The 21,486-nt window shown below is 73.1% G+C and carries 18 protein-coding genes; 10 read left to right on the top strand and 8 right to left on the bottom strand.

Annotated features, from left to right (window positions below):
• Positions 1 to 21: 21 nt before the first annotated feature.
• Positions 22 to 1,278 (top strand): SPFH domain-containing protein, encoded by a 1,257-nt coding sequence (locus AC3YO9_RS10490; RefSeq protein WP_489983083.1) that lies wholly within the window; start codon positions 22 to 24, stop codon positions 1,276 to 1,278.
• Positions 1,279 to 1,296: 18 nt separating this feature from the next.
• Here the strand turns inward: AC3YO9_RS10490 and AC3YO9_RS10495 are convergent, their stop codons facing one another.
• The 5 genes from AC3YO9_RS10495 to AC3YO9_RS10515 all read right to left on the bottom strand — a co-directional run bounded on the left by AC3YO9_RS10495 (position 1,297) and on the right by AC3YO9_RS10515 (position 6,938).
• Positions 1,297 to 2,703: an NAD(P)/FAD-dependent oxidoreductase gene (locus tag AC3YO9_RS10495; protein WP_489983084.1), complete on the bottom strand. Its 1,407-nt coding sequence runs from the start codon at positions 2,701 to 2,703 to the stop codon at positions 1,297 to 1,299.
• 73 nt (positions 2,704 to 2,776) lie between these two features.
• Complete coding sequence (locus AC3YO9_RS10500) at positions 2,777 to 3,346, bottom strand: hypothetical protein (RefSeq protein ID WP_489983085.1); 570 nt, start codon at positions 3,344 to 3,346, stop codon at positions 2,777 to 2,779.
• On the bottom strand, positions 3,343 to 3,924 hold the full coding sequence (locus AC3YO9_RS10505; RefSeq protein WP_489983086.1) for a hypothetical protein: 582 nt from the start codon (positions 3,922 to 3,924) through the stop codon (positions 3,343 to 3,345). The genes AC3YO9_RS10500 and AC3YO9_RS10505 overlap by 4 nt, the downstream gene beginning before the upstream one ends.
• A 119-nt stretch (positions 3,925 to 4,043) precedes the next feature.
• Positions 4,044 to 4,757 (bottom strand): TVP38/TMEM64 family protein, encoded by a 714-nt coding sequence (locus AC3YO9_RS10510; RefSeq protein WP_489983087.1) that lies wholly within the window; start codon positions 4,755 to 4,757, stop codon positions 4,044 to 4,046.
• Positions 4,758 to 4,811: 54 nt separating this feature from the next.
• Positions 4,812 to 6,938 (bottom strand): MMPL family transporter, encoded by a 2,127-nt coding sequence (locus tag AC3YO9_RS10515; RefSeq protein WP_489983088.1) that lies wholly within the window; start codon positions 6,936 to 6,938, stop codon positions 4,812 to 4,814.
• Between the two features lie 104 nt (positions 6,939 to 7,042).
• On the opposite strand from AC3YO9_RS10515, the gene AC3YO9_RS10520 reads away from it, so the two are divergent.
• Positions 7,043 to 7,501 (top strand): MarR family winged helix-turn-helix transcriptional regulator, encoded by a 459-nt coding sequence (locus tag AC3YO9_RS10520; protein ID WP_489983089.1) that lies wholly within the window; start codon positions 7,043 to 7,045, stop codon positions 7,499 to 7,501.
• A gap of 93 nt (positions 7,502 to 7,594) precedes the next feature.
• On the opposite strand, the gene AC3YO9_RS10525 is transcribed toward AC3YO9_RS10520, so the two are convergent.
• Complete coding sequence (locus AC3YO9_RS10525) at positions 7,595 to 8,158, bottom strand: 2'-5' RNA ligase family protein (RefSeq protein WP_489983090.1); 564 nt, start codon at positions 8,156 to 8,158, stop codon at positions 7,595 to 7,597.
• A gap of 102 nt (positions 8,159 to 8,260) precedes the next feature.
• On the opposite strand from AC3YO9_RS10525, the gene AC3YO9_RS10530 reads away from it, so the two are divergent.
• From AC3YO9_RS10530 to AC3YO9_RS10550, 5 genes are all read left to right on the top strand, one after another.
• On the top strand, positions 8,261 to 10,465 hold the full coding sequence (locus AC3YO9_RS10530) for a WS/DGAT/MGAT family O-acyltransferase (protein WP_489983091.1): 2,205 nt from the start codon (positions 8,261 to 8,263) through the stop codon (positions 10,463 to 10,465).
• 120 nt (positions 10,466 to 10,585) lie between these two features.
• Positions 10,586 to 11,587, top strand: coding sequence for a PfkB family carbohydrate kinase (locus tag AC3YO9_RS10535; protein WP_489983092.1), 1,002 nt, complete (start codon positions 10,586 to 10,588; stop codon positions 11,585 to 11,587).
• A gap of 106 nt (positions 11,588 to 11,693) precedes the next feature.
• Positions 11,694 to 12,995 carry an EAL domain-containing protein gene (locus tag AC3YO9_RS10540; protein ID WP_489983093.1) on the top strand — a complete coding sequence of 434 codons (1,302 nt, stop codon included), beginning with the start codon at positions 11,694 to 11,696 and terminating at the stop codon, positions 12,993 to 12,995.
• Between the two features lie 150 nt (positions 12,996 to 13,145).
• Entirely contained in the window at positions 13,146 to 14,891 is a 1,746-nt protein-coding gene (locus AC3YO9_RS10545) for a PHP domain-containing protein (RefSeq protein WP_489983094.1), read from the top strand.
• Positions 14,888 to 15,496, top strand: coding sequence for a hypothetical protein (locus AC3YO9_RS10550; protein ID WP_127783062.1), 609 nt, complete (start codon positions 14,888 to 14,890; stop codon positions 15,494 to 15,496). Before AC3YO9_RS10545 ends, AC3YO9_RS10550 begins: the two co-directional genes overlap by 4 nt.
• Positions 15,497 to 15,541: 45 nt before the next feature.
• Here AC3YO9_RS10550 and AC3YO9_RS10555 read toward each other — a convergent pair whose 3' ends face one another.
• Complete coding sequence (locus AC3YO9_RS10555) at positions 15,542 to 17,392, bottom strand: acyltransferase family protein (RefSeq protein ID WP_489983095.1); 1,851 nt, start codon at positions 17,390 to 17,392, stop codon at positions 15,542 to 15,544.
• A 150-nt stretch (positions 17,393 to 17,542) separates the two neighbouring features.
• Here AC3YO9_RS10555 and AC3YO9_RS10560 point away from each other — a divergent pair, with 150 nt between their 5' ends.
• The gene (locus AC3YO9_RS10560) at positions 17,543 to 18,097 is read left to right on the top strand and encodes a DJ-1/PfpI family protein (RefSeq protein ID WP_489983096.1); all 555 of its coding nucleotides are present in this window, start codon (positions 17,543 to 17,545) and stop codon (positions 18,095 to 18,097) included.
• Here AC3YO9_RS10560 and AC3YO9_RS10565 read toward each other — a convergent pair.
• Positions 18,094 to 19,008 (bottom strand): matrixin family metalloprotease, encoded by a 915-nt coding sequence (locus tag AC3YO9_RS10565; RefSeq protein ID WP_489983097.1) that lies wholly within the window; start codon positions 19,006 to 19,008, stop codon positions 18,094 to 18,096. The two genes, AC3YO9_RS10560 and AC3YO9_RS10565, sit on opposite strands and share 4 nt — an antisense overlap.
• 303 nt (positions 19,009 to 19,311) lie before the next feature.
• On the opposite strand from AC3YO9_RS10565, the gene AC3YO9_RS10570 reads away from it, so the two are divergent.
• Both AC3YO9_RS10570 and AC3YO9_RS10575 read left to right on the top strand, forming a co-directional pair.
• Complete coding sequence (locus AC3YO9_RS10570) at positions 19,312 to 19,761, top strand: hypothetical protein (RefSeq protein ID WP_489983098.1); 450 nt, start codon at positions 19,312 to 19,314, stop codon at positions 19,759 to 19,761.
• Positions 19,762 to 19,860: 99 nt separating this feature from the next.
• A complete protein-coding gene (locus tag AC3YO9_RS10575; protein ID WP_489983099.1) occupies positions 19,861 to 21,459 on the top strand; it encodes a cytochrome ubiquinol oxidase subunit I in 1,599 nt (532 codons plus the stop codon).
• Positions 21,460 to 21,486 lie beyond the last annotated feature (27 nt).

Raw genomic sequence — 21,486 nt, forward strand, 5'->3', positions numbered from 1 at the left:
GTCGCACAGGAGGAGCACAGGATGAACGCAGTACTGATCGTCCTCGCCGTGATCGTGGTGCTGGTGGTGGTCGTGGTCGCCAAGGCGATCGCGCTGATTCCGCAGGCCGAGGCGGCGGTGGTCGAACGGCTGGGCCGCTACCACAAGACCATCAGCGGGGAGCTGGCCTTCCTGGTGCCCTTCGTCGACCGGGTGCGCGCCAAGGTCGACCTGCGCGAGCGGGTGGTCAGCTTCCCGCCGCAGCCGGTGATCACCCAGGACAACCTCACGGTCTCCATCGACACGGTCGTGTACTTCCAGGTCACCAACCCGCAGGCCGCGGTGTACGAGATCAACAACTACATCGTCGGCGTGGAGCAGCTGACCACCACCACCCTGCGCAACGTGGTCGGCGGCATGACGCTGGAGGAGACGCTGACCTCCCGGGACTCCATCAACGGTCAGCTGCGGGGCGTGCTGGACGACGCCACCGGCCGCTGGGGCCTGCGGGTGGCCCGGGTCGAGCTCAAGAGCATCGACCCGCCGCCGTCCATCCAGGAGTCGATGGAGAAGCAGATGAAGGCCGACCGGGAGAAGCGGGCGACCATCCTCACCGCGGAGGGCCAGCGGGAGTCGGCCATCAAGACTGCCGAGGGCCAGAAGCAGAGCCAGATCCTCATGGCCGAGGGTGCCAAGCAGTCCGCCATCCTCTCCGCCGAGGCGGAGCGACAGTCCAGCATCCTGCGCGCCCAGGGTGAGCGGGCGGCGCAGTACCTGCGCGCCCAGGGCAAGGCGAAGGCCATCGAGAAGGAGTTCGCCGCCATCAAGGCCGGGCGTCCCACCCCCGAGCTGTTGGCCTACCAGTACCTGCAGACGCTGCCGGAGATGGCCCAGGGCGACGCCAACAAGGTGTGGTTGGTGCCCAGCGAGTTCGGTTCCTCCCTGCAGGGCTTCGCCAAGATGCTGGGTGCTCCCGACGCCGAGGGGGTGCTGCGCTACGAGCCCGCCCCAGCCGACGAGGTGAGCACCCGCCCGGAGGATGACTCCGAGGAGGTCAAGGACTGGTTCGACACCTCCACCGACCCCAAGATCGCGGCTGCCGTGGCTGCGGCCGAGGCAGTGGCGCGCACCGACGTGGAGCCGCCGCACGAGGTGGCCCGACGCACCGGCGCCGCAGCGGCGGAGAAGGCCGCCGAGGGGCTGCACCGCGCCACCCGGCAGGAGCAGGCCTCGCTGGGCGCTGTCGGCGAGGACGACCCTGACGAGCCACGCCCGCTGCCTGGCGGCCCGGTGCAGTAGCGCACCAGGCCGCGGCCGCTAGGCCTGGGCGCTGCGGCTGTCCCCGCCGCTGGCCGCGGCCTTGCTGGGGGTGTCCCCGGACGGGGCGTCGCTGGTGGCGGCGTCGCCGCCGCCGGGACCGCGCGGCGCAGGGCGCTGCACGGTCTCGTTCCAGCCACTGGCGTAAGCGTCCGGGCGGTAGACGACGATCTGCGGGCGGCTGTGGGTGAAGTAGTCCCAGCCCCAGGAGAGGAAGGCGCCGAGCCGCTCGCGGGCGCCGGAGAGCAGCACCGCGTGCACCCCGAGCCAGGCGGCGAAGGCGATGGGGCCCTGCAGCTGGCGCCGCTTGACCCCGACCTCGGCCACGGCCGCGCCCCGGCCGACCATCGCCATGATGCCCTTGTCCAGGTAGTGGAACGGCTCGCGCGGACGGCCGGCGAGGTCGGCGAGGATGTTCTTGGCGGCCCACTTGCCGGCCTGCTGTGCCACCGACCCGAGCTGGGGGAGGTGGTTGCCCTTGGCGTCGGTGATGTTCGCGGCGTCGCCGAGCACGTAGACACCGTCGAACCCAGGCGCGGTGAGGTCGGGGTTGACGTCGATGCGTCCGCCCTTGCCCTGCGGCAGCCCGGAGCTGGTCAGCAGCTCGCCGGCCTTGAGCCCGCCGGCCCACACCACCACTCGGCAGGGGATGACGGTGCCGTCGGCGAGGGTGACGCGGTCGGGGGCCACCTCGGCCACCCCCACGCCCAGCCGGAGCTTCACGCCGATCTCGGCCAGCTTCTTCTTGGTGTACTTCTGCGACTTGTCGGTGAACGGGGCGAGCACCGTGGGGATCATGTCCACCAGGTAGACGGAGCAGATGTCGGCGAACTCCGGGGTGAAGTACTCCGACACCACGTACTTGATGCTCTCGGCGATGGCTCCGGCGGTCTCCACCCCGGTGGGTCCGCCGCCGACGACCACCACGTTGAGGCCGCCCTCGTCGACCATGTGGGGCAGGCTGTCGGCGCTGTCGAGGGCACCGAGCATCCGGGACGCCAGCCGAGCGGCGTCGTCCACGGAGTACAGCGGGAAGGTGTGCTCCTTGGCGCCAGGAGTGTTGAAGAAGTTGGCCTCCGCACCGGCGGCGAGCACGAGGATGGTGCCGCGGTAGGTCATCCCGTCGACGGTGGTGACGCTGCGGTCGGTGGGGTTGACGCTGGCGACCTCGGCGGTCTTGACGTCGACCAGCTTGTTGCCCCGGAAGATCCCGCGCAGCGGTCGGGCCACGTCGGCGACGGAGATCTGGGCCGTCGCCACCTGGTACAGCAGCGGCTGGAACTGGTGGTAGTTGTTCTTGTCGAGCAGCAGCACCCGCACCCCGGCGCGGGAGAGGCGCTCGGCGGCCGCGATCCCAGCGAAGCCCGCTCCGACAATCACTACATCGTGCTTCGTGTCTTCAGCCATGGCTCAAATGCTAGAGGTTGTCCGGAGGGCGGGGGAACCGGTTGCCCCGGGACCTCGTTCGCCGGAGTAGCGGTCAGGTGACCAAGAGGTGCGTCACGCCGCTGCACGCCAGTGCCCACAGCACGCTGGTGAACGTCCCGATGATGAACAGCTCGGAGGCGCGGGGGTCGCGCAGCTCGGGGTAGCGGGCCAGTCCCTTGACCGCCAGCACGATGGGGATGCCTGCGGGCCAGCCGGTGAGCACCGCGGCGGCCACGCTGGTGCGCTCCAGGACGCCGATCATGCCGCCACCGCGGAGCACGTGGGTGGGCGCCGGCTCCGGGTCGGGCTGCGGCACCGGTGCCGGGTTGGGATCGGGTGCCGGGTTGGGGTCAGGTGCGGGGACCTCGTTCGTCCGACCGGCGACGCGGAAGGCGGCGCGCACCACCGGGCTCGCGCCGCCCGCGGCGGCAGCGACTCCCAGCACCAGCGCGCAGGCACGGGGCGCACCGGTGAGGGTGCTGCCCAGGGGGGCCAGCACGCCCGCGGCGGTCAGCGCGGCCAGCTGCAGCGCCGGTGGGAGCCAGCTCTGGTCGGACATCCGTGTCACGGCGGTGGGCAGCAGCGCCAGCACGCCGAGCAGGACGAGCACCGCCACGCTCATCGGTCGGCCTCGGCCAGCAGCGACGCCGCCAGGGTGCGACCGGCCTCCTCCTGCTGCCAGGCAGTGGCCCGCAGGCGCTGCGACACGGCCTGCTTGCTCACGCCGAGCACCGCCGCGGCGCTGCTCTGGGTGTGGCCGGTGCTGATCAGCTCCACGGCGGCCCAGCCCTCGGGGGAGCGGCGCTGCACCAGCAGGGCCACCAGGTCGAGGACGGTGGCGGCGGCCTCCGCGGCGGACGCGTCCGGTCCGTCCACGGCAAGGTGGGTGACGGCGGACTTCGCCCGCTCCACCGCGGTGCGCGCGTGCTCGAAGGCGGACCCACGGCCAGCGCGGGTGGCGGCCGGCAGGGGCAGCTCGACAGGTCCGGTGCCGATGCCCACGCTCCAGTGCTCGCGGCGCACCAGGTCCAGCGCCAGGGTCACCACCTGCTCCGGGTCGTCCAGCACGGCCTGCACCTCGTCGCCGGCGGTGCGGTCGAAGGGGCGCACCACGCGCGCGGCGGAGAGATCGCGCAACAGCTCCGGCACACGGTCGACGTCGCGGCGGCTGCGCCGCTGGTCGACGGTCAGCACGAACATGGATGCCCCTCTCGCAGGGGGCAAGCGTACAGCCTTGATTATGAGAGTTCCAGTCCCCAGGCTTGTCGCCCAGGACGAGTACGCCGGCGGGTCAAGCCGTCAACCTGGAACGAGCTAGATCAACGATGCGGGCTTGTCGAATCCGGTGAGGCGGCCGCGAGGGGCGTCCGCCGGTCCAGCAGCAGCCCCAGCACCCCGATCGCGCCGCAGGCCACGGAGATCCCCAGCAGCGCCGGGGAGGTGCGCCCGGTCATGGCGTCGCCGAGCAGCACCGCCGCCACGGTCCCGGGCACCACGCCCACCAAGGTGGCCAGCAGGAACGGGCGCATCCGCACCGAGGAGACCCCGCAGCAGTAGTTCAGCACCGAGAACGGCACCACCGGAATCAGCCGCAACGACGCCACCGCCAGCCATCCCCGCTGCTCCAGCCGCTGGTCCACCGCGTGCAGCCGGCCGTGGCGCAGCCGCTCGGCCACTGCTTCCCGGCCGAGGTGGCGCACCAGCACCAGGGCCAGCGCCGCGCTGACGGTGGTGGCCAGCACGGCTACCACCACCCCGGAGAACGGCCCGAACAGCACACCTGCGGCCAGGGTGAACACCGTGCGCGGAACCGGGGTGACGGTGACGAGCGCGTGGACCACCACGAACAGCAGCGGGAACGACGGGCCCAGGTCGTGCGCCCACTGGCGGGCCTGGTCGGTGGTGGGCAGGGAGATGGTCAGCGCCACCACCACCGCGACCAGCAGCAGCACCGCCAGCAGCGCGAGCCTCAGCAGTGCGCCGCGGGACCACCCGGCGGGGGAGCCGGGACCTGGGGAACCGCTGCTGCGCACGCCGCAGACCGTACCTGCGGCCACCTCGGCGACCTGGGCCGCTCCCGGGTTCGCTCAGCCGCGGGACCGCTCGGCCAGCGCCGGCTCCGGCTCGGCCGGCGGCTGGGAGCTGGCCAGCTTGGACGGCCACCACACCTTGGGGCCGATGATCTCCGCCAGCGCGGGAACCAGCAGCGAGCGGACGATCAGGGTGTCCAGCAGCACGCCGAAGGCCACGATGAAGGCGAGCTGGGCCAGGAACAGGATGGGCAGCACCGCCAGCGAGCCGAAGGTGGCCGCCAGCACGATCCCGGCGGAGGTGATCACGCCGCCGGTGACCGCCAGCCCCCGGCGGATGCCGTCCCGGGTGCCCACCCGCAGCGACTCCTCCCGCACCCGCGTCATCAGGAAGATGTTGTAGTCCACCCCCAGCGCCACCAGGAAGACGAATCCGAACAGCGGCACCACCGGGTCGGAGCCGGGGAAGTCGAAGACGTGGTTGAACAGCAGGGCGGAGACACCCAGGGTGGCGGCGAAGGACAGCACCACCGTGCCGATGAGCAGCAGCGGCGCCACGATGGCCCGAAGCAGCACGGCCAGCACCAGGAACACCACCAGCAGCACGATCGGGATGATCACCGTGCGGTCGCGCTCGGAGGTGGTCTGGGTGTCCAGCTGGGTGGCGGTGGTGCCCCCGACCAGCGCGTCGGCGCCCGGGATCGGGTGCACGGCCGCCCGGATGCGCTCCACCGTCGCGGTGGCCGCCTCGGAGTCGGGCGCGTCGGCCAGGGTCACCTGGATCTGCACGGTGCCGTCCACCACCTTGGCCGGACCACCGGGCTGGCCGGACTCGCCGACCTCGGCGACCTGCTGGCTCACCCCCGGCACGGTGCGCACCGCGTCGATCACGGCGGCGGCCCGGTCGGCCTTGGCGATGATGATGGTGGGTGAGCCCGACCCGGCCGGGAAGTGGGCGCTGAGCACGTCCTCGCCCTCCACCGACTCCGCCTGGTTCAGGAAGACGTCGGACTGCGCCACCCCGCTGGACTTCAGCTGGGGCAGGAACGCGGCGAAGACCAGCAGGAGCAGCCCGGTGGCCACCGAGACGGTGACGCGGTGGGCGCTGACGTAGTCGGCCAGGCGCCACCAGGCGCCGGACTCCTGGCGCGGCCCCCGCTTGGGTCGGGCCGGCCAGAAGACGCTGCGCCCGACGAGCACCAGGGCGGCGGGCAGGAAGGTCAGCGAGGCCAGCAGCGAGGTGGCGATGCCGATGGCGGCCACCGGGCCCAGCCCGCGGTTGGAGTTGAGCTCGGAGAACAGCAGGCACAGCACACCGAGGATCACGGTGCCGCCGGAGGCCAGGATCGGCTCGATCACCCCGCGCATGGCGCGGCCCATCGCCTCGAACCGGTTGCCCTCGCCCTGCAGCTCCTCGCGGTAGCGCGCGACCAGGAGCAGGGCGTAGTCGGTGGCGGCGCCGAAGACCAGGATGAACAAGATGCCCTGGCTCTGGCCGTTGAGGGTGATGACGTCGTTCTTGGCGAGCAGGTACACCAGCGCGCTGGCCAGGGCGAGGGCGAGCACCGCGGAGACCACCACGATCAGCGGCAGCAGCGGGCTGCGGTAGACCACCAGCAGGATCACGATGACCACCGCCCCGGCGACCATCAGCAGGGTGCCGTCGATGCCGCTGAAGGCCTCGGTGAGGTCGGCGGCCTGGCCGGCGGGACCGGTGACGTACACCGACAGCCCGGGTGGGGTGTCCACGGCCAGGGCGTCCCGGATGGAGGTGACCGTCTCGGCCGGGTCCTTGGTGGAGTCGACGCCGACGATCACCTCGACGGCCTTGCCGTCGGGGGAGAGGATCGGCGGGGACGGCGGCTGCACGATGCCCTCGGTGCCACTCAGGGAGGCGGTGACCCGGGTGAGGTATGCGGTGTCCTCGGGGGTGATGCCCGCGTTGTTCTCCGCGATGACCACGGCGGGAATCAGCTGGTTGTCGCTGAAGGCCCGCTGGGCCTCCGCCACCTGGGTGGACTCGGCCTCGGCGGGCAGGAACGACGTGTTGTCGTTCTGCTGCACCTCGCCCAGCTTGCCGGCGAAGGGACCGCCGATGCCGCCGATCACGATCCACACCAGCAGGAGCAGTGCGGGGATCAGCCATCGTAGGGTCCGCCTCGAGCGGGCCGGCTTGCTGTGCATGTGTGCTCCCAGGGTCGGTCGCGGGCGGCGCCTCGTGCGGGTGTCGTCGTGCTCGGGATTATTGTTCAGCCTGCTGAACATCGCAATCGGAAGGGGGAGCGGCGATGCCGGACGACGTGCCTGCGGAGGTGGCTGAGGACGTACGGGGCTGGCCCACCGGACGGCTGCTCTCCACCGCGGCCCGGCTGGTGGAGCACTCGTGGGAGGCCCAGCTGGCCCGGCACGGGCTCACCCACGCCGGCATGATCGCGCTGCACAGCCTGCGCTCCGGCCCGTTGTCCCAGCGCGAGCTGGCGCGGGCCTGCCGGGTGACCGACCAGACCATCAGCCGCACGGTGGAGCGCCTCGAGCGCGCCCAGCTGCTCACCCGCACCCTCGATCCCGCCGACGAGCGGCGTCAGCTGGTGCGTCTCACCGACGCTGGTCGTGCCGTGCACGAGCAGGTGGTGGCCGCGCAGCACGCCGACGCCGTGCTGGCCGGCGCGGTCTCCGACCACGAGGCCCTGCGAGCACTGCTGGTCGAGCTGGTCACCGCACTGGGAGGACCCGCCGCACGTCCGTGACCTCGCGGTCCGACCCGCCGGCGCGCCGGGGCGTCGCCCGCGACAGCTCATGCGGCCCCAGTGTGCCTGGCGTGCGCCTTGATCGCTCGTGCCTCAGGCGGGCGGGCGGCACGGCTCCTGCAGCAGCCACTCGCGGCGCGCGGTGCCGTCCCAGCGGCGGGCCGCCGCGGCGGTACCCCCCAGCTCGGCCCGGCCGAGCACCTCCACCGCTGGCCCCAGCTGCTCGGGGCGCACCCGCCGAGCCAGCGTGACGTGCGGGGACCACGCGCCGGGAGCGGTGTGCGGCAGGTGCACCCCCACCACCGCGCTCACCGCGGCGTGCAGGGCCAGCAGCGCCGCCGAGGGCACCACCGCACACGCCAGGGTCGTCGCCCGCCCCGCCGGAAACACCAGCAGCCCGCCCAGCGTCAGCGGCAGCGGCAGCGCGGCGGCCACTGCCGCGGTGATCGCCGGCTCCAGCCCGGAGTCGAGGTGGCGGGCGACGGCCAGGGTGACGTGCGGGCGGTTGGAGCTGTCCGTGCGCACCCCCTGGCTGTGCTGCCCGGCGGCGATCAGCCGGTCCCAGAGCTGGCGCACCCCGTCGTCCAGGCCCGCGTCGAGGAGCAGCTCCACGGTCTGCACCCCCGACCGGGGCGGGCGCTCCTCCGGTGCGGCCATGCCGGCTCCCTCCACTGGTCTCGTCGCTGTCTGCGCGCCCCTCTAACCTGCCCGAAATATCAGGGTGACGCAGGGGCAACCTCTGCCGCCGACACTGGCCGCATGGAATGGGATGAGCTGCACGCGGCCGGTCAGACGTGGCGCCTGCGGGCCCAGCTGGTGGACCGGCCGGGCACCCTGGCCGCGCTGGTGACCTCGCTCTCGGCGCGGGGGTGCAACCTGCTGGGGGTCTCGGTGCTGCCGGTGGCCGGCGAGCCCACCGAGCTCGACCAGGCCGGGCGGGTGGTCGACGAGCTGGTGCTGCGCACGCCCCAGGGTCTCGAGCAGGCCGAGCTGGTGGCGCTGGTGCAGGCACAGGGCGCGCGGTTCATCGGGATGAGCCCGGCGTCGGTGGAGGAGCTGGTGGACACCGAGACCACGGTGCTGCGCGCCGCCACCGACCTCCTCGCCGGGCGCTGCAGCGAGCAGGTGGCGATGCGCCGGGTGCTGGCCGCCGACACGGTCACCTACCTGCCCGCCGGCGCCACCCCCGACACCGCCGTCCCCGCCGGCGGTCACTCCGTGGTGGTGCGGCTGGCGGATGGCCGTCGCCTGCTGGTCCGGAGGCGCTGGGCGCCCTTCACCGAGGGTGAGCTGGCCCGCATTCCCGCGCTGCTGGAGCTGCTGGCCGCGGTGACCGCCCCGACCCGGCCGGTGCCTGCGCGCGCCCCCGGCGCCGCGACCACCGCGGCACCGCCGGGCACGCCCAGCCGGGGCCGGCTGGTCCGCCAGCTCAGCCCGCTGGACGTGCAGTTCCTCAACGCCGAGAACGCCACCACCACCACCCACATCGGCAACCTCCTCATCGTCGACCCCAGCGAGGTCTCCGGCGGGGTGCTCACCGTGGCGGGGCTGCGCGAGCTGTTCCGGTCCCGGCTGCACCTGGCCCCGCCGCTGCGCTGGCGGCTGCGGGAGGTCCCGCTGGGCCTGGACCTGCCCTACTGGGAGGAGGTGAGCACGCTCGACCTGGACCACCACGTCCGGGAGGTGGCGCTGCCTGCCCCCGGCCGCGACGCGCAGCTGGGAGAGGCGGTGGCCTCGCTCGCCGAGTCCCCGCTGGACCGGGACCGCCCGCTCTGGGAGAGCTACCTGGTGTCCGGGCTGGCCGGTGGCCTGCAGGCGATCTACACCAAGATCCACCACTCGGTGATCGACGGCGTCTCCGGCGCCGAGATCATGGCCGCGATCCTGGACCTCACGCCGTGCCCCGGCCCGGTCGCACCCCCTGGCCCGGCCGCACCCCCTGGCCCGGCCGCACCGCACGTCAGCGGCTCAGCTCCCGGACCGGCCGAGCTGGCCGGGCGCGGCGCCTGGCGGGCCGCGACCCTGCCCGTGTCGCTGCTGCGCAGCGCGCCACACCTAGTACCGCACGTGCTGGACGTGCCCGGGGCGGCCAGCGTGCCCGGGGCGCGGGCGCTGGAGTCAGCGGTGTCCCGGTTGGCCCGGGCCACCGGCCTGCGCAGCACCCCGCCTCGGCCCCCGCGGGCCCCCGCCCCGCCGTCCACCCCGCTGAACCGGCGCATCACCGCTGAGCGCACGTTCGCGTTCCTCTCCGTGCCCCTGGACGAGGTGAAGGCGGTCAAGAACGCCCTCGGTCTCACCGTCAACGACGTGGTGATGGCCATGTGCACCACCGCCCTGCGCCGCTGGTTGGTGGACCACGACGCGCTGCCGGAGTCGCCGCTGGTGGCGGGGATGCCGGTGTCGGTGCGCACGCCCGAGCAACGTGGCACCGCGGGCAACCGGATCTCCTTCATGCTGGCGGCGCTGCCCACCCACGAGCCCGACCCGGCCGAGCGCGTGCGCCTGCTGCACACCTCGCTGGCCGCGGCCAAGGAGCGCTTCAGCGGCTCCACCACCTCGCTGATGGAGGACGCGAGCGCGCTGCTTCCGCAGGTGCTGCACGGAGTGGCCTCGCGCGCGCTGTTCCGGGCCGCCGCCGAGGTGGCGCTGCCGTTCAACCTGCTCATCTCCAACGTGCCCGGCCCGCAGCTGGCGCTGTACGCCGGCGGCGCCAGGGTGACCGGCACCTTCCCGCTCACGCCGATCAGCGACGTCAGCGGTGGACTGAACATCACGGTGATGTCCTACGACGGCCACGTCGACTTCGGCTTCACCGCCTGCCCGCAGGCGGTGCCGGACGTGTGGTCGCTGGCGGACGCGGTGCGTGCAGCCCTCGTCGAGCTGGCCGAGCTGGCGGTGCCAGCTCTCACTGGCGGCCCCGTGCCCGCCTGGGGTGTCGGGGGACTGGTCGACGCCCCCCGCTGACCGGGCGGAGACTGGCACAGCGCACAACCCCACCCCTGCGGCCCTGGACGCGGTGGCGCGGTGGGGCATGACCGGGTGCGCCCCGCTGACGGGCGGGCGTGGCGACAGGAACGGACAGCGATGACGAGGCTCGACGAGCAGGCTCGGCCTGTGGTGGTGGTGGTCGGCGCCATCAACGTGGACATGGTGGTGAGGGCTGATCGGCTGCCCGGGCCGGGGGAGACCGTGGTGGGTCCGCGCATGCACCGCCACGGTGGCGGCAAGGGCGCCAACGCGGCCGTGGCGGCGGCCCGCGCGGGTGCAGTGGTGCGGCTGGTGGGTGCGGTGGGCGACGACGACAGTGGCACCGCGGCCACCGCCGACCTGGCGGCCGAGGGCGTCGACGTGAGCGGCGTGGTGGTGATCCCGGAGCAGTCCACCGGGGTCGCGCTGATCGTGGTGGACGCGGCGGGGGAGAACCAGATCGCGGTGGGCGCCGGGGCCAACGTGTTCATGACCGCCCGAGACGTGGACGGCGCGCTGCGCCGGGCGCTGACCGGGGCCGACTGCGTGCTGGTGTCCACCGAGATCAGCCCCGCCGTGCTCACCCACGCTGTCGAGCTGGCCGCCGCGGCGGGGGTGCGCTGCGTGCTCAACCCCGCACCGGTGACGGCGGAGGTGGTGGAGCTGCTCGCGCTGGGCCCGGTGCTCACGCCCAACACCACCGAGGGTGCGCAGCTGGCGGCGATGCTGGGCAGCCCGGCACCGGCGCGCACCGCCGCGGAGGCGGAGCCGCCACCACGCGTGCACGCCGCCGAGCTCGCGGCCGGGGCCATCGTGGGCCGCTCGGGGGCTGCCTGCGTGGTCACCCTGGGTGGGGAGGGCGTGTTCGTGCTCGAGCCCGGTGTGGCCGGCACGCACCTGCCGGCCCGGCCAGCCGACGTCCGTGACACCACCGGCGCGGGGGACACCTTCAACGGCGTGCTCGCCACCCGCCTGGCCGCCGGCGACCCGCTGGCCACTGCGGTGCACACCGCCGTCACCGCGGCCGCGCTCGCGGTGACGGCGGTGGGCGCCCGCGCCGGGATGCCCGACGCGGTGGCGCTGGCGACGGCCCTCCAGCAGCACCCGGTCCACCGCTGAGCGCAGCAAGTGCACTGCCACACAACGCTTTCCGGGTTGCACGCGCGGCTTTGCTAGCGTCGAGGAGAGGCCGGCACAGCTCGACCGAGAGGTCAGGTGGTGCGCGATGGGCGGTGGCCCGGACCGGAGCCGCACCAGGGCGTCGCTGCGCTACCTGGAGACGGCGCCACACGATCCCGACCTGCACCAGCTGGTCACCCTGGTCGCGGCGCGGTTCGCCTTCCCGGTGGCGCTGCTGACCGTCCTGGACGCCCGCCGCGGGCCCACCATCGCCGTGGCCTCGGTGGACGTGGTGCACGTCGACTCCGAGACCCGCCACACCATCGCCTCCGTGGGTGCACAGCTGGGCAGCGCGCCGGGGTGGACGGCGCTCACCGACGAGGTGGCCAGGACGGCCCGCCCGCTGGTCGCCGGGCACCTGGTGGACACCGGCAACGGGGTGCCCGGGATGCGGGCCTACGTCGCGGCTCCGCTGTGGGACAGCACCGGCACGGTGGTGGGCACGCTCTGCCTTGTGGACACCCGCCCGCGCACTGTCACCGGCCAGCAGCTCGACGAGCTGGTGAGCATGGCGGCGGTGGTCCAGCGGCAGCTGGAGCGGCTGCGAACCAGCACCCGGCTGGGCCCGTCCGGCGTGCTCACCGACGCCCACGAGCTCGCCAACGCCGTGGTCCGGGGTCAGGTGGTGCCCTACTACCAGCCGGTGGTGGAGCTGAGCACGGGCGAGGCGCAGGCGGTGGAGACCCTGGCCCGGTGGGTGCACCCCACCCGCGGGGTGCTCGTGCCCGGCCACTTCCTGGGGCTGGCCGAGGACACCGAGCTCGTCATCGACCTCGACCTCGCCGTCCTCGGGCGTGCCGCGGTGGAGCTGGCGCAGTGGCGGGGTGGTTACCCCGGTCTGAGGCTGAGCGCGAACATCTCCGCCAAGCACTTCAACCACCCGGACTGCGTCTCCCGGCTCACCGCCGCGGTCGCCTCGGTCGGGGTACCGCCCTCGGCCGTCACGCTGGAGATGACCGAGCCGGCCCTGATGGCAGCGCACGTGGGCGGCACCAGCTACTTCGCCGCCCTGCACGAGCAGGGGTTCCGGGTGCTGCTCGACGCCTTCGGCGGCGGAGTCGGCGAGAGGTCGCAGCTGCGCAGCGAGGACGTGCTGCGACTGCCCGTGGACGGCATCAAGATCGACCGGGCGGTGTGCTCCCAGCTGGGCACCCGGGTGGGCGACGCCGTGGTGCGCGGGCTCGTCGACCTCGCTCGCGGCCAGGACCTGCACGTGGTGATCAGCGGGCTGGAGACCACCGAGCAGGCCGAGCTGGCCCAGCAGCTCGGCTGCACCCACGGCCAGGGCTACCTGTGGGCACCACCGGTGCCGGCCGCCGACTTCGCCGGTCTGCTCGTCGCCCCGTAGCAGCCACCCCGACCAGGGACACGACGCGCGTGATCGTCACTCGGCGTTGGCCTTGCGGACACCGGACGGAGGCCTGCTGGTCGCAGCTGTTTCCTATGTTGCCTGTGGGGCCGACGGGGCCTGGTAGCCACCACTGCGCGAAGGATCGGCATGGGACACGAGCACGGCTCAGCACACGGCCACAGCCACACTCACGGGCACAGCCAGACTCACGGGCACGGCCACCCGCACGGCCACAGCCACGACAACCCCGACAGCGAGCCGCTGCCGCCGGCGCTGGACCCCGCCGTCCCCACCAGCGAGCTGCCGCCGGCCGCCGTGGACCGCCGACGCTTCCTGCGCTCGGCCGGGCTGCTCGGCGCCGGCGCAGCAGTGCTCGGGGTGACGGCCTCCACGGGCATCGGCTCGGCTGCCGCATCCCCGCTGGGCGGGCGTGGCAGCGGCCGCGTCCCGCGCGGTGGCTACACCTGGCTGGCCGGCGACCACCACATCCACACCCAGTTCTCCTCCGACGGCCAGTACCGGGTGATCGACCAGGTGCGCCACGCCAACGCCTACGGCCTCGACTGGGTGGTGATCACCGATCACGGCAGCGAGGTGCACGCCCGCATCGGCGTGGAGAAGGTCAACCCCGACATCGTCGCCGCACGCAGAGACACCCCGGACACCCTGGTGTTCCAGGGCCTGGAGTGGAACATCCCCGCCGCCGAGCACGGCACCGTCTTCGTGCACCCCGGCCGCAACGAGGTGGCGGTGCTCAAGCAGTTCGAGGTCGACTACGACGGCTCCCCGCTGGCCACCGCGGCGCTGAACGAGCAGCGGGCCCTCCAGGGCCTGCACTTCCTGGCCGGCTCGGTGAGCCGGCGCCGGGTGCAGGACGCGCTGATGCTGGCCAACCACCCGGCCCGCAAGGGCATCGACTCCCCGCACGAGATCCGCGGGTGGCGCGACGCCGAGCCGAGGATCGCCATCGGCATGGAAGGCGCCCCCGGGCACCAGGCTGCTGGCATGCCCAAGGCCTACGGACCCGGCGGCGGCCGCGGCTACTACGACGGCAGCCCCGGCCCCGGCAGCTTCCCCGGCTACCCGCTGGAGAGCTACCGCACCTTCGGTGGGTTCGACTGGATGACCTCCACCGTGGGCGGGCTGTGGGACAGCCTGCTCGCCGAGGGCAAGCCGTGGTGGATCAGCGCCAACTCCGACTCGCACAGCGTCTACGCCGACACCTCGGTGCGCGGGGAGAACACCTTCGCCACGGCGGGCCGCTACGGCGAGCCCACCTACCGCACCGCGGGACCCAACCTGGGCAACGGCGACTTCTGGCCCGGCTACTACAGCCGCACCCACGTGGGGGCCACCGACTTCTCCTACGCAGCGGTGATGGACGGCCTGCGCGCCGGACGGGTGTGGGTGGACCACGGGCGGCTGCTGGAGTCCCTGGACGTGCGGCTGCGGGCCGGCAACCGGGAAGCACCCCTGGGCGGGATGCTCACCGCTCGCCGCGGCAGCCAGGTCGAGCTGGTCATCACCGTGGTTCCCGCCGACACCCCGAACTGGTCGGAGCTGCTGCCGCGACTGGCCAAGATCGACGTCATCCGCGGGGCGGTCACCGGCCCGGTGGGCGACCGGGACGTGTTCACCGCGCCGCGCACCCGGGTGGACCAGACCTTCGACGTGCGCGGCCGCACCGGCGAGATCCGGATCTCCTACCCGCTGGGCCGGCTGGACGAGGCGTTCTACGTCCGCCTGCGCGGCTCGGACGGCAACCGGCTCGCACCCGGGCTCCTGGGTGCGGCCGTGGATCCCGCCGGCCCGGCCCAGGACGTGGTGGGCGACGCCGACCCGTGGCAGGACCTGTGGTTCTACACCAACCCGATGTGGGCGATCCCGGCGTGAGCGCGCCCGCCCTGGTGGTGGGCGTGGACGTGCTCAGCGAGACGCTGCGCGAGGTCGACGAGGTCGCCGACCACGTGCGGCGGCTGCTCGAGCACGCCCCGGGGACCGCGGTGGTGGCCACCCACCTCAGCCGGTGCGGACCGGTGCCGCACCTGACCGTGTCGGTGGCGCTGCCGGGGGCCGACCCGGAGGCGGTGTGGCGCGGCGGCGTGGCGGCGGTGCGGCAGCGCTGGCCGCGGGCTGCGGTGTGCTGCGGCCCCCGCTCCACCGGCCCCAGCTCCACCAGCGGCGGTGGGTCGGTCCTGGCGGCGGCGCAGGGGGTGGCCGCGCACGTCGGGCGGACCAGCGGCCGGCTGGTGCAGTTCCCCGGCTCGCTGGGTCTGACCGGGACGGTCCCGCTGGCCCGGGTGGTGGCGCAGACAGCGGTGGATCGGGTGGAGGTGCTGGGCGCGCCCTGCCCCGACGACGTGCTGCTGCGCACGCGGGAGCACGTGCGTCCCACCTGGCGCGGCGGGGAGCTGGTGCTGGTGGTGGAGCACGCCGCCGGGGGCGTGCTGGTGCCGTTCGAGTCGCCCACCCCCACGCCGTGCTGTGCCGACCACTGACCTGGACGGGGTGCGGCGCGGCGGTGGCTCGGGCGTCCTCGGGCGTCACCGGGTGGACAGGCGGTGAAAGGCGTCCTTGACCACGTCGGCGTAGAGCCGGCTGCCGACGATGCCCGGGTGCACCCCGTCGGCCTGCAGCAGGTCCGGCCGGGCTGAGATCGCCGCGTGCCAGTCAGCCACCACCACGTTGGGGAAGCCCGCGGCCACCTCGGCGAGGATCGGGTTGTGCTCCTCCCACGAGCCGAAGAGGTTGACCAGCACGATCATCCGGGACGGTCCCAGCGAGGCCAGCACCCGGCGCACCAGCTCGGGGTCCTGCACGCCGGCGTTGGTGCCGAAGTCGATCAGCACCGCCCGGCGCACCGTGCCCTCCGCCAGCCGCGCCTGCACCGCCTCCTCGCCCGCCGGCCACTGCCGGTTGGACTTGGCGTCGATCATGATGCCGGGGAAGCGGTCGATGAGCCCGCGGGCGGTGGTGACCACCAGCGAGTCGCCGAAGGCGGTGATCTCAGGGCCGGTGGGCATGGCGAACGCGGGACCGACGGCGGTGTGCGCGTCGGCGACCAGCCCCGGCGGGCCGGGCGCGGCGGGTGCGGCGGCGGGTGGCCCAGGCTCGGCCAGCGAGCCCTCGACGAGCGCGGTGTTGGCCTCGATGTCGCGCTGCACCTGCGACTTGTCCGGCGCGGTGACCACCGCGAAGGCGCTCACCGCGACCAGCCCCACGGCCACCGCCGCGCTGGTGCGGGGCAGGGGGTCGGCGGGACGGCGCAGCGCCGCGGCGAAGCTCCGGCCGGCGCCGCGGAAGCCACGCTGGCGCACCGGCAGCTCCAGCCACCGGTAGGACAGTGCCGCCAGCACCAGGGTGAGCACCAGGGCCACCACCCGGCCGAGCCAGCTCAGCGGGGAGTCCTCCAGCGTCGGCGGCAGCGCGGTGGTGACCACCAGGATCATCGGCCAGTGCCACAGGTAGATGCCGTAGGAGCGCTGCCCCACCCACTCCAGCACCGGCAGGCGCAGGCCTTGGCGGAGCACGCCCTCACCACCGAGCACCCCGGCGATCACCAGTGCGGTCAGCACCGACGCGGCCACGATGCCGCCACGGAAGGTGACGGCGCTGTCCTGGGCGAGCACCAGAGCCAGCGCCACCAGCCCCAGCAGGGCCGCCGCCCCGACCGGCACGCACACTCGTCGCCAGGCCCGGGAGTGCAGCACGCTGCCCTGCTGGGTGTGGGCCAGCGCGAGGGCGGCGCCGATCATCAGCCCGAAGAGATGGGTGTCGGTCCCGTAGTAGACGCGGGTGGTGGCGGCGCCACGGGCGACGAGCGCGGCCATGGCCAGCGCTGAGGCGGCCGCCGCCCCCAGCACCAGCCACACCCGCCACCGCGGGTTGCGCACCGCCGTCACCAGGGCCAGGAACGCCAGCGGCCACAGCAGGTAGAACTGCTCCTCCACGGCCAGCGACCAGAAGTTCATGAACAGCAGGGGAGAGGTGTGGGCGAAGTAGCTGCTGCCGGCGGAGATCTCCACCCAGTTGTTGCTGAACGTGAGCACGCCCAGCGTCTGCCGATCGATGTTCACCAGCAGGTCGTCACCGACGAGCCAACCCAGACCGGTGCTGACCACCACCACGAGCACCAGGGCGGGCAGCAGCCGACGCGCCCGACGCACCCAGAAGCGCCGCAGGTCGAGGTGGCCACGGGCCAGCCACTCTCGGTGCAGCAGCGTGGTGATGAGGAATCCGCTCACCACGAAGAACACGTCGACTCCGAGGTACCCCCCGGGCAGTGAGTCGGGTCGAAGGTGAAACACCAGAACGGCGATGATGGCGAGCGCGCGAATGCCGTCAAGGCCAGCGATTCGGTCAATCCGCTGGTCAGTCTTGTTTTCTGCTGTCATGGCTCCCCCAAGCGCGGACAGCGCGAGCCTAGGAGAGTTGCGGGGGAAACCGCGATCGACACGGCCGGGGAATGGCGGAAATCGGCCCTTCCGACGACAAGACAGTCAGCTGTGTGCGGTTCCGCGACTCGGCGGAAGGGAGCACCGAACATGCCGCGAACAATCGCTTTCCTGGTGGCACCGGAAGGTGCGGAGCAGGAGGACGTGCTCGCCTGCACCCAGGCGGTGCTCGACGCCGGCGGGGTGCCGAGGCTGCTGTCCACGCTGGAGCCCGGAGCCGGCGTGCGCGCCCTGGACGACCTCGAGCGCGGGCTGGAGCTGGAGGTGGACGTCAGCGTCGAGCAGGCCGTGCTGGGGGACTACGACGGGCTGGTGCTGCCGGGTGGGCTGGTCGGCGCCGATGCTCTGCGGCTGCAGTCCTCCGCCGTGGAGCTGGTCCGGGACTGGGTCGGCGAGGGCAGGCCCGTCGCGGCGGTCGGACACGCGCCGTGGCTGCTGGTGGAGGCGCACGTGGCGGGGGGCAAGACCATGACCTCCACGCCCAGCATCGCCACGGACCTGGTCAACGCCGGCGCGCAGTGGGTGGACGGCGAGGTGCAGGTGTGCCCGGCCGACGGCTGGGTGCTGGTCACCAGCCGGGGCTCGGCCGACCTCCCCGCCTTCGCCACCGCGATGCTGCGCGCCTTCGGCCTGGAGCGGAGCTAGATTCCCAGCCAGGTCCGCAGCAGGCTGAGCAGCCAGTCCCAGAACAGCTGCCACGGATCGACGGGGACGGTGGCGGCGGGAGGCTGCTGGCCGATGCAGCCGGCGGACGTGCCCACCCGGGCCAGCCCAGCCAGGTCGCCGGGCCCCCACACCGCGGCCTGTCCGGCGGTCACCGGGTACATCACCTGGTGGCGGTCGCTGACGTGGCTGAGTCCCACCGCGTGAGCCACCTCGTGCATGAGCACCCGCACCCGGGAGGCGGACAGGCCCGCCCCTGAGCCGGGGCGCAGCTCGCTGGCTGCGTTGATCACCACGTACGCGGAGGTGATCTGCCAGTGCTGGGCGTCCTCGTCCGCGCCGGTGCGAGCGGCACCCCACCCGGCGATGCCCAGGGTGTGCGGGGAGGCCTCGGCCAGCAGCTCGGAGGCGAACGGGCCCTCCGCGGTGGCCATCGCGATGAGCAGCGGCGACTCGGCCTGCGCGCCGTGCGCCTGCGGGATCTCGGTGCTGGGGCCGTCGTGGACGAAGGTCAGGCCGCTGGCCGCGGTGATCTCCTGGAGTGCCCTCTGCACGTCGCCCAGTGCGTCCGGCTGGGCCGCCAGGTTCAGCCGGTAGTGGATGGGGCGGCAGGCGTCCCAGCGCACCACCGTGCCGTCCGGGTTGAGGTTGAGCCGGTAGGCGGTGGAGCCGGAGACCGCCAGCTCCGGCCCGGAGCCCTGCGAGGCAGCGACGGGGGTCTCGGCGACGTCGGGCCCGTCGGTGTGCCAGGTCAGCCCGTCCGGCGGGGCCGGAGCAGCCGCCGGCACCGGGGTGGCCGCCAGGGCCGGGTGCAGCGCCACCGTGGTCGGGGCCAGGACCAGGCAGCAGGTGAGACTCGCGGCGGCGGAGAGCCGGCGGAGGGAAAGGGGCATCGGTCACCGTTCTGTGGGGCAAGGGTCGCGGGGGCAAGGGTCGCGGGGGAAAGGTCGCGGGGGGAAGGTCGCCGGGAGACGGCGCACGGTCGGGTGCCGATGACCAATGCAGTGCGTGCTGTGTCCACTGCAGGCAGTGAGCTCAGGGCGAAATCATGGCACACCACCAGGAAAACGGGAATCGCTTGGCCCACTGCGTATTCGGCGTGTCAGTCGGGTTGCGGAAAGGGGTGTCGAAACGGCGCTGCACCGGCCGCGTCCGGCCAACAGGACCCGCGCCGCTCGGTGCGGCATGATCGCCTCGTGGGACCAGTCGCGGAGGGATCGCAGCAGGACCTGGCAGGACGCCGCCCGAGCCTCGCGGGCCGGTTGCTGGTGTGCCTGGAGTGGTTCACCGGGCTGCTGGGGGTGATCGGTGGGCTGGCTCTGGTCGCCCGGCCGGACGGGTCGATGCTCGGGGCCGGACTGCCTGACCTGGCCGGCAGCCCCTTCACCAGCTGGCGCCTTCCGGGGATGCTGCTGGCGGTGCTGGTGGGAGTCGGGTTCCTCGCCATCGGGACCTGGCAGTGGATCGGGGGACGCTGGGCTCGCGAGCTGTCCATCGCTGCTGGCGTCGCACTGGTGATCTTTGAGGTCTTCGTGCTCGCGTGGCTCGGGTTCCAGCCGCTGGAAGTGGTTTTCGGGATCGTGGGGGTCGCGGTGGTGGTGCTGGGGTGGCGGCTGCCCCACGCGCCCACGGTGGAGCCGCCCTGACCGCGCGTGCTGGTGTGCCTGCTCGGAGTGTCGTAACCCCGCCGTTCGGGGCGTAGAACTGGAACGAGACGCAATCACCGACCGGGTGGAGGTCCGGCTGTGGACGTTCTCGACATCGCCCGGTGGCAGTTCGGCATCACCACCGTCTACCACTTCATCATGGTTCCGCTGACCCTCGGTCTCGGCATCCTGGTGGTCGCCATGAACACCCTCTGGGTGCGCACCGGCAGTGCGACCTGGCTGCGGATGACCCGGTTCTGGGGCCGCATCTACCTGATCAACTTCGCCCTCGGCGTGGCCACCGGGCTGGTGCAGGAGTTCCAGTTCGGCCTGGCGTGGAGCGAGTACAGCAAGTTCGTGGGCGACATGTTCGGGTCGCTGCTGGCGCTGGAGGCGCTGGTGGCGTTCTTCCTGGAGTCGGTGTTCCTCGGCGTGTGGATCTTCGGCTGGGGGCGCATCCCCAAGAAGGTGCACCTGGCGTCCATCTGGCTGGCGGTGGGCGGCTCGATCGCCTCGGCGTACTTCATCCTGGGCGCCAACTCCTGGATGCAGCACCCGGTGGGCGTCACCCGTGACGCCGACGGCACCCCGGTGCTCAACGACGTGTGGGCGGTGCTGACCAACAACACCCTGCTGGCCGCCTTCAGCCACGTCATCTCCGGCGCGCTCGCGGTGGCCGGGGCGCTGCTCGTCGGGGTGGCCTGGTACCACCTGAACCGCCGGCGCAAGGAGAAGCTGCCCACCAACGACGTCGAGCACGGCGTGTGGATGAAGTCGCTGCGCCTGGGCGGCTGGGTGTCGGTGGTGGCGTTCGTGCTGGTCACGCTCACCGGCGACTGGCAGGGCAAGCTGATGTACCAGCAGCAGCCGATGAAGATGTCCTCGGCGGAGGCGCTGTGCAACACCGAGCAGCCGGCGGCGTTCTCCGTGTTCGCGGTGGGCAAGGCCAACAGCAACCAGTGCGACGACGTGCACTCGGTGACCATTCCCGGAGTGCTCAGCCTGCTGGCGCACGGCAACTTCAGCGACCCGGTGCCCGGGGTGAACCAGCTCAAGCAGGAGTACCAGGCTGCCTACGGCACCAGCTATCCCGACGATCCGGCCGTGCTGGGCGAGCGGGCGGGTCAGCCGATCGACTACCAGCCGCTGCTGGCGGTGACCTACTGGGGCTTCCGCCTGATGATCGGGCTCGGCTTCGTCTCCGCGATCGTCTCCGCGCTCGCGCTGTGGGTGACCAGGAAGGGTCGCCTGCCCGACAACCGGTTGGTGAGCAGCGGGGGAACGTGGTTGGCGGTGGCCACGATCTTCGCGCCGTTCGTGGCCAACTCCGCCGGCTGGGTCTTCACCGAGATGGGCCGCCAGCCGTTCGTGGTGGCGCCCAACCCAGACGTGCCGCTGGACCAGCGGGTGTGGTTCTTCACCGCCCAGGCTGTCTCGCCCGGGGTCGGCGGCGCCGAGGTGCTGACCTCGCTGATCTCCCTCACCCTGCTCTACGGGGCGCTCGCGGTGGTCGAGCTCTGGCTCGTCGTGAAGTTCGTCCGCAAGGGGGTGCCCACCGATGCCGGCGGCACCTCCTCCAGCGAGCCACCGTCCAGCGACGGCGGTGGGCCGCAGGGGCCGGACCGCCCGCAGGGCCCCGACGGGCGGCGCCGCGACGACGCCCGCGAGGAGGACGGGGTCCTGTCGTTCGCCTACTGACCCCGGACGCCTACTGACCCCGGACGC

The sequence above is a fragment of the Rhodococcus sp. Z6_132 genome (assembly GCF_058133635.1).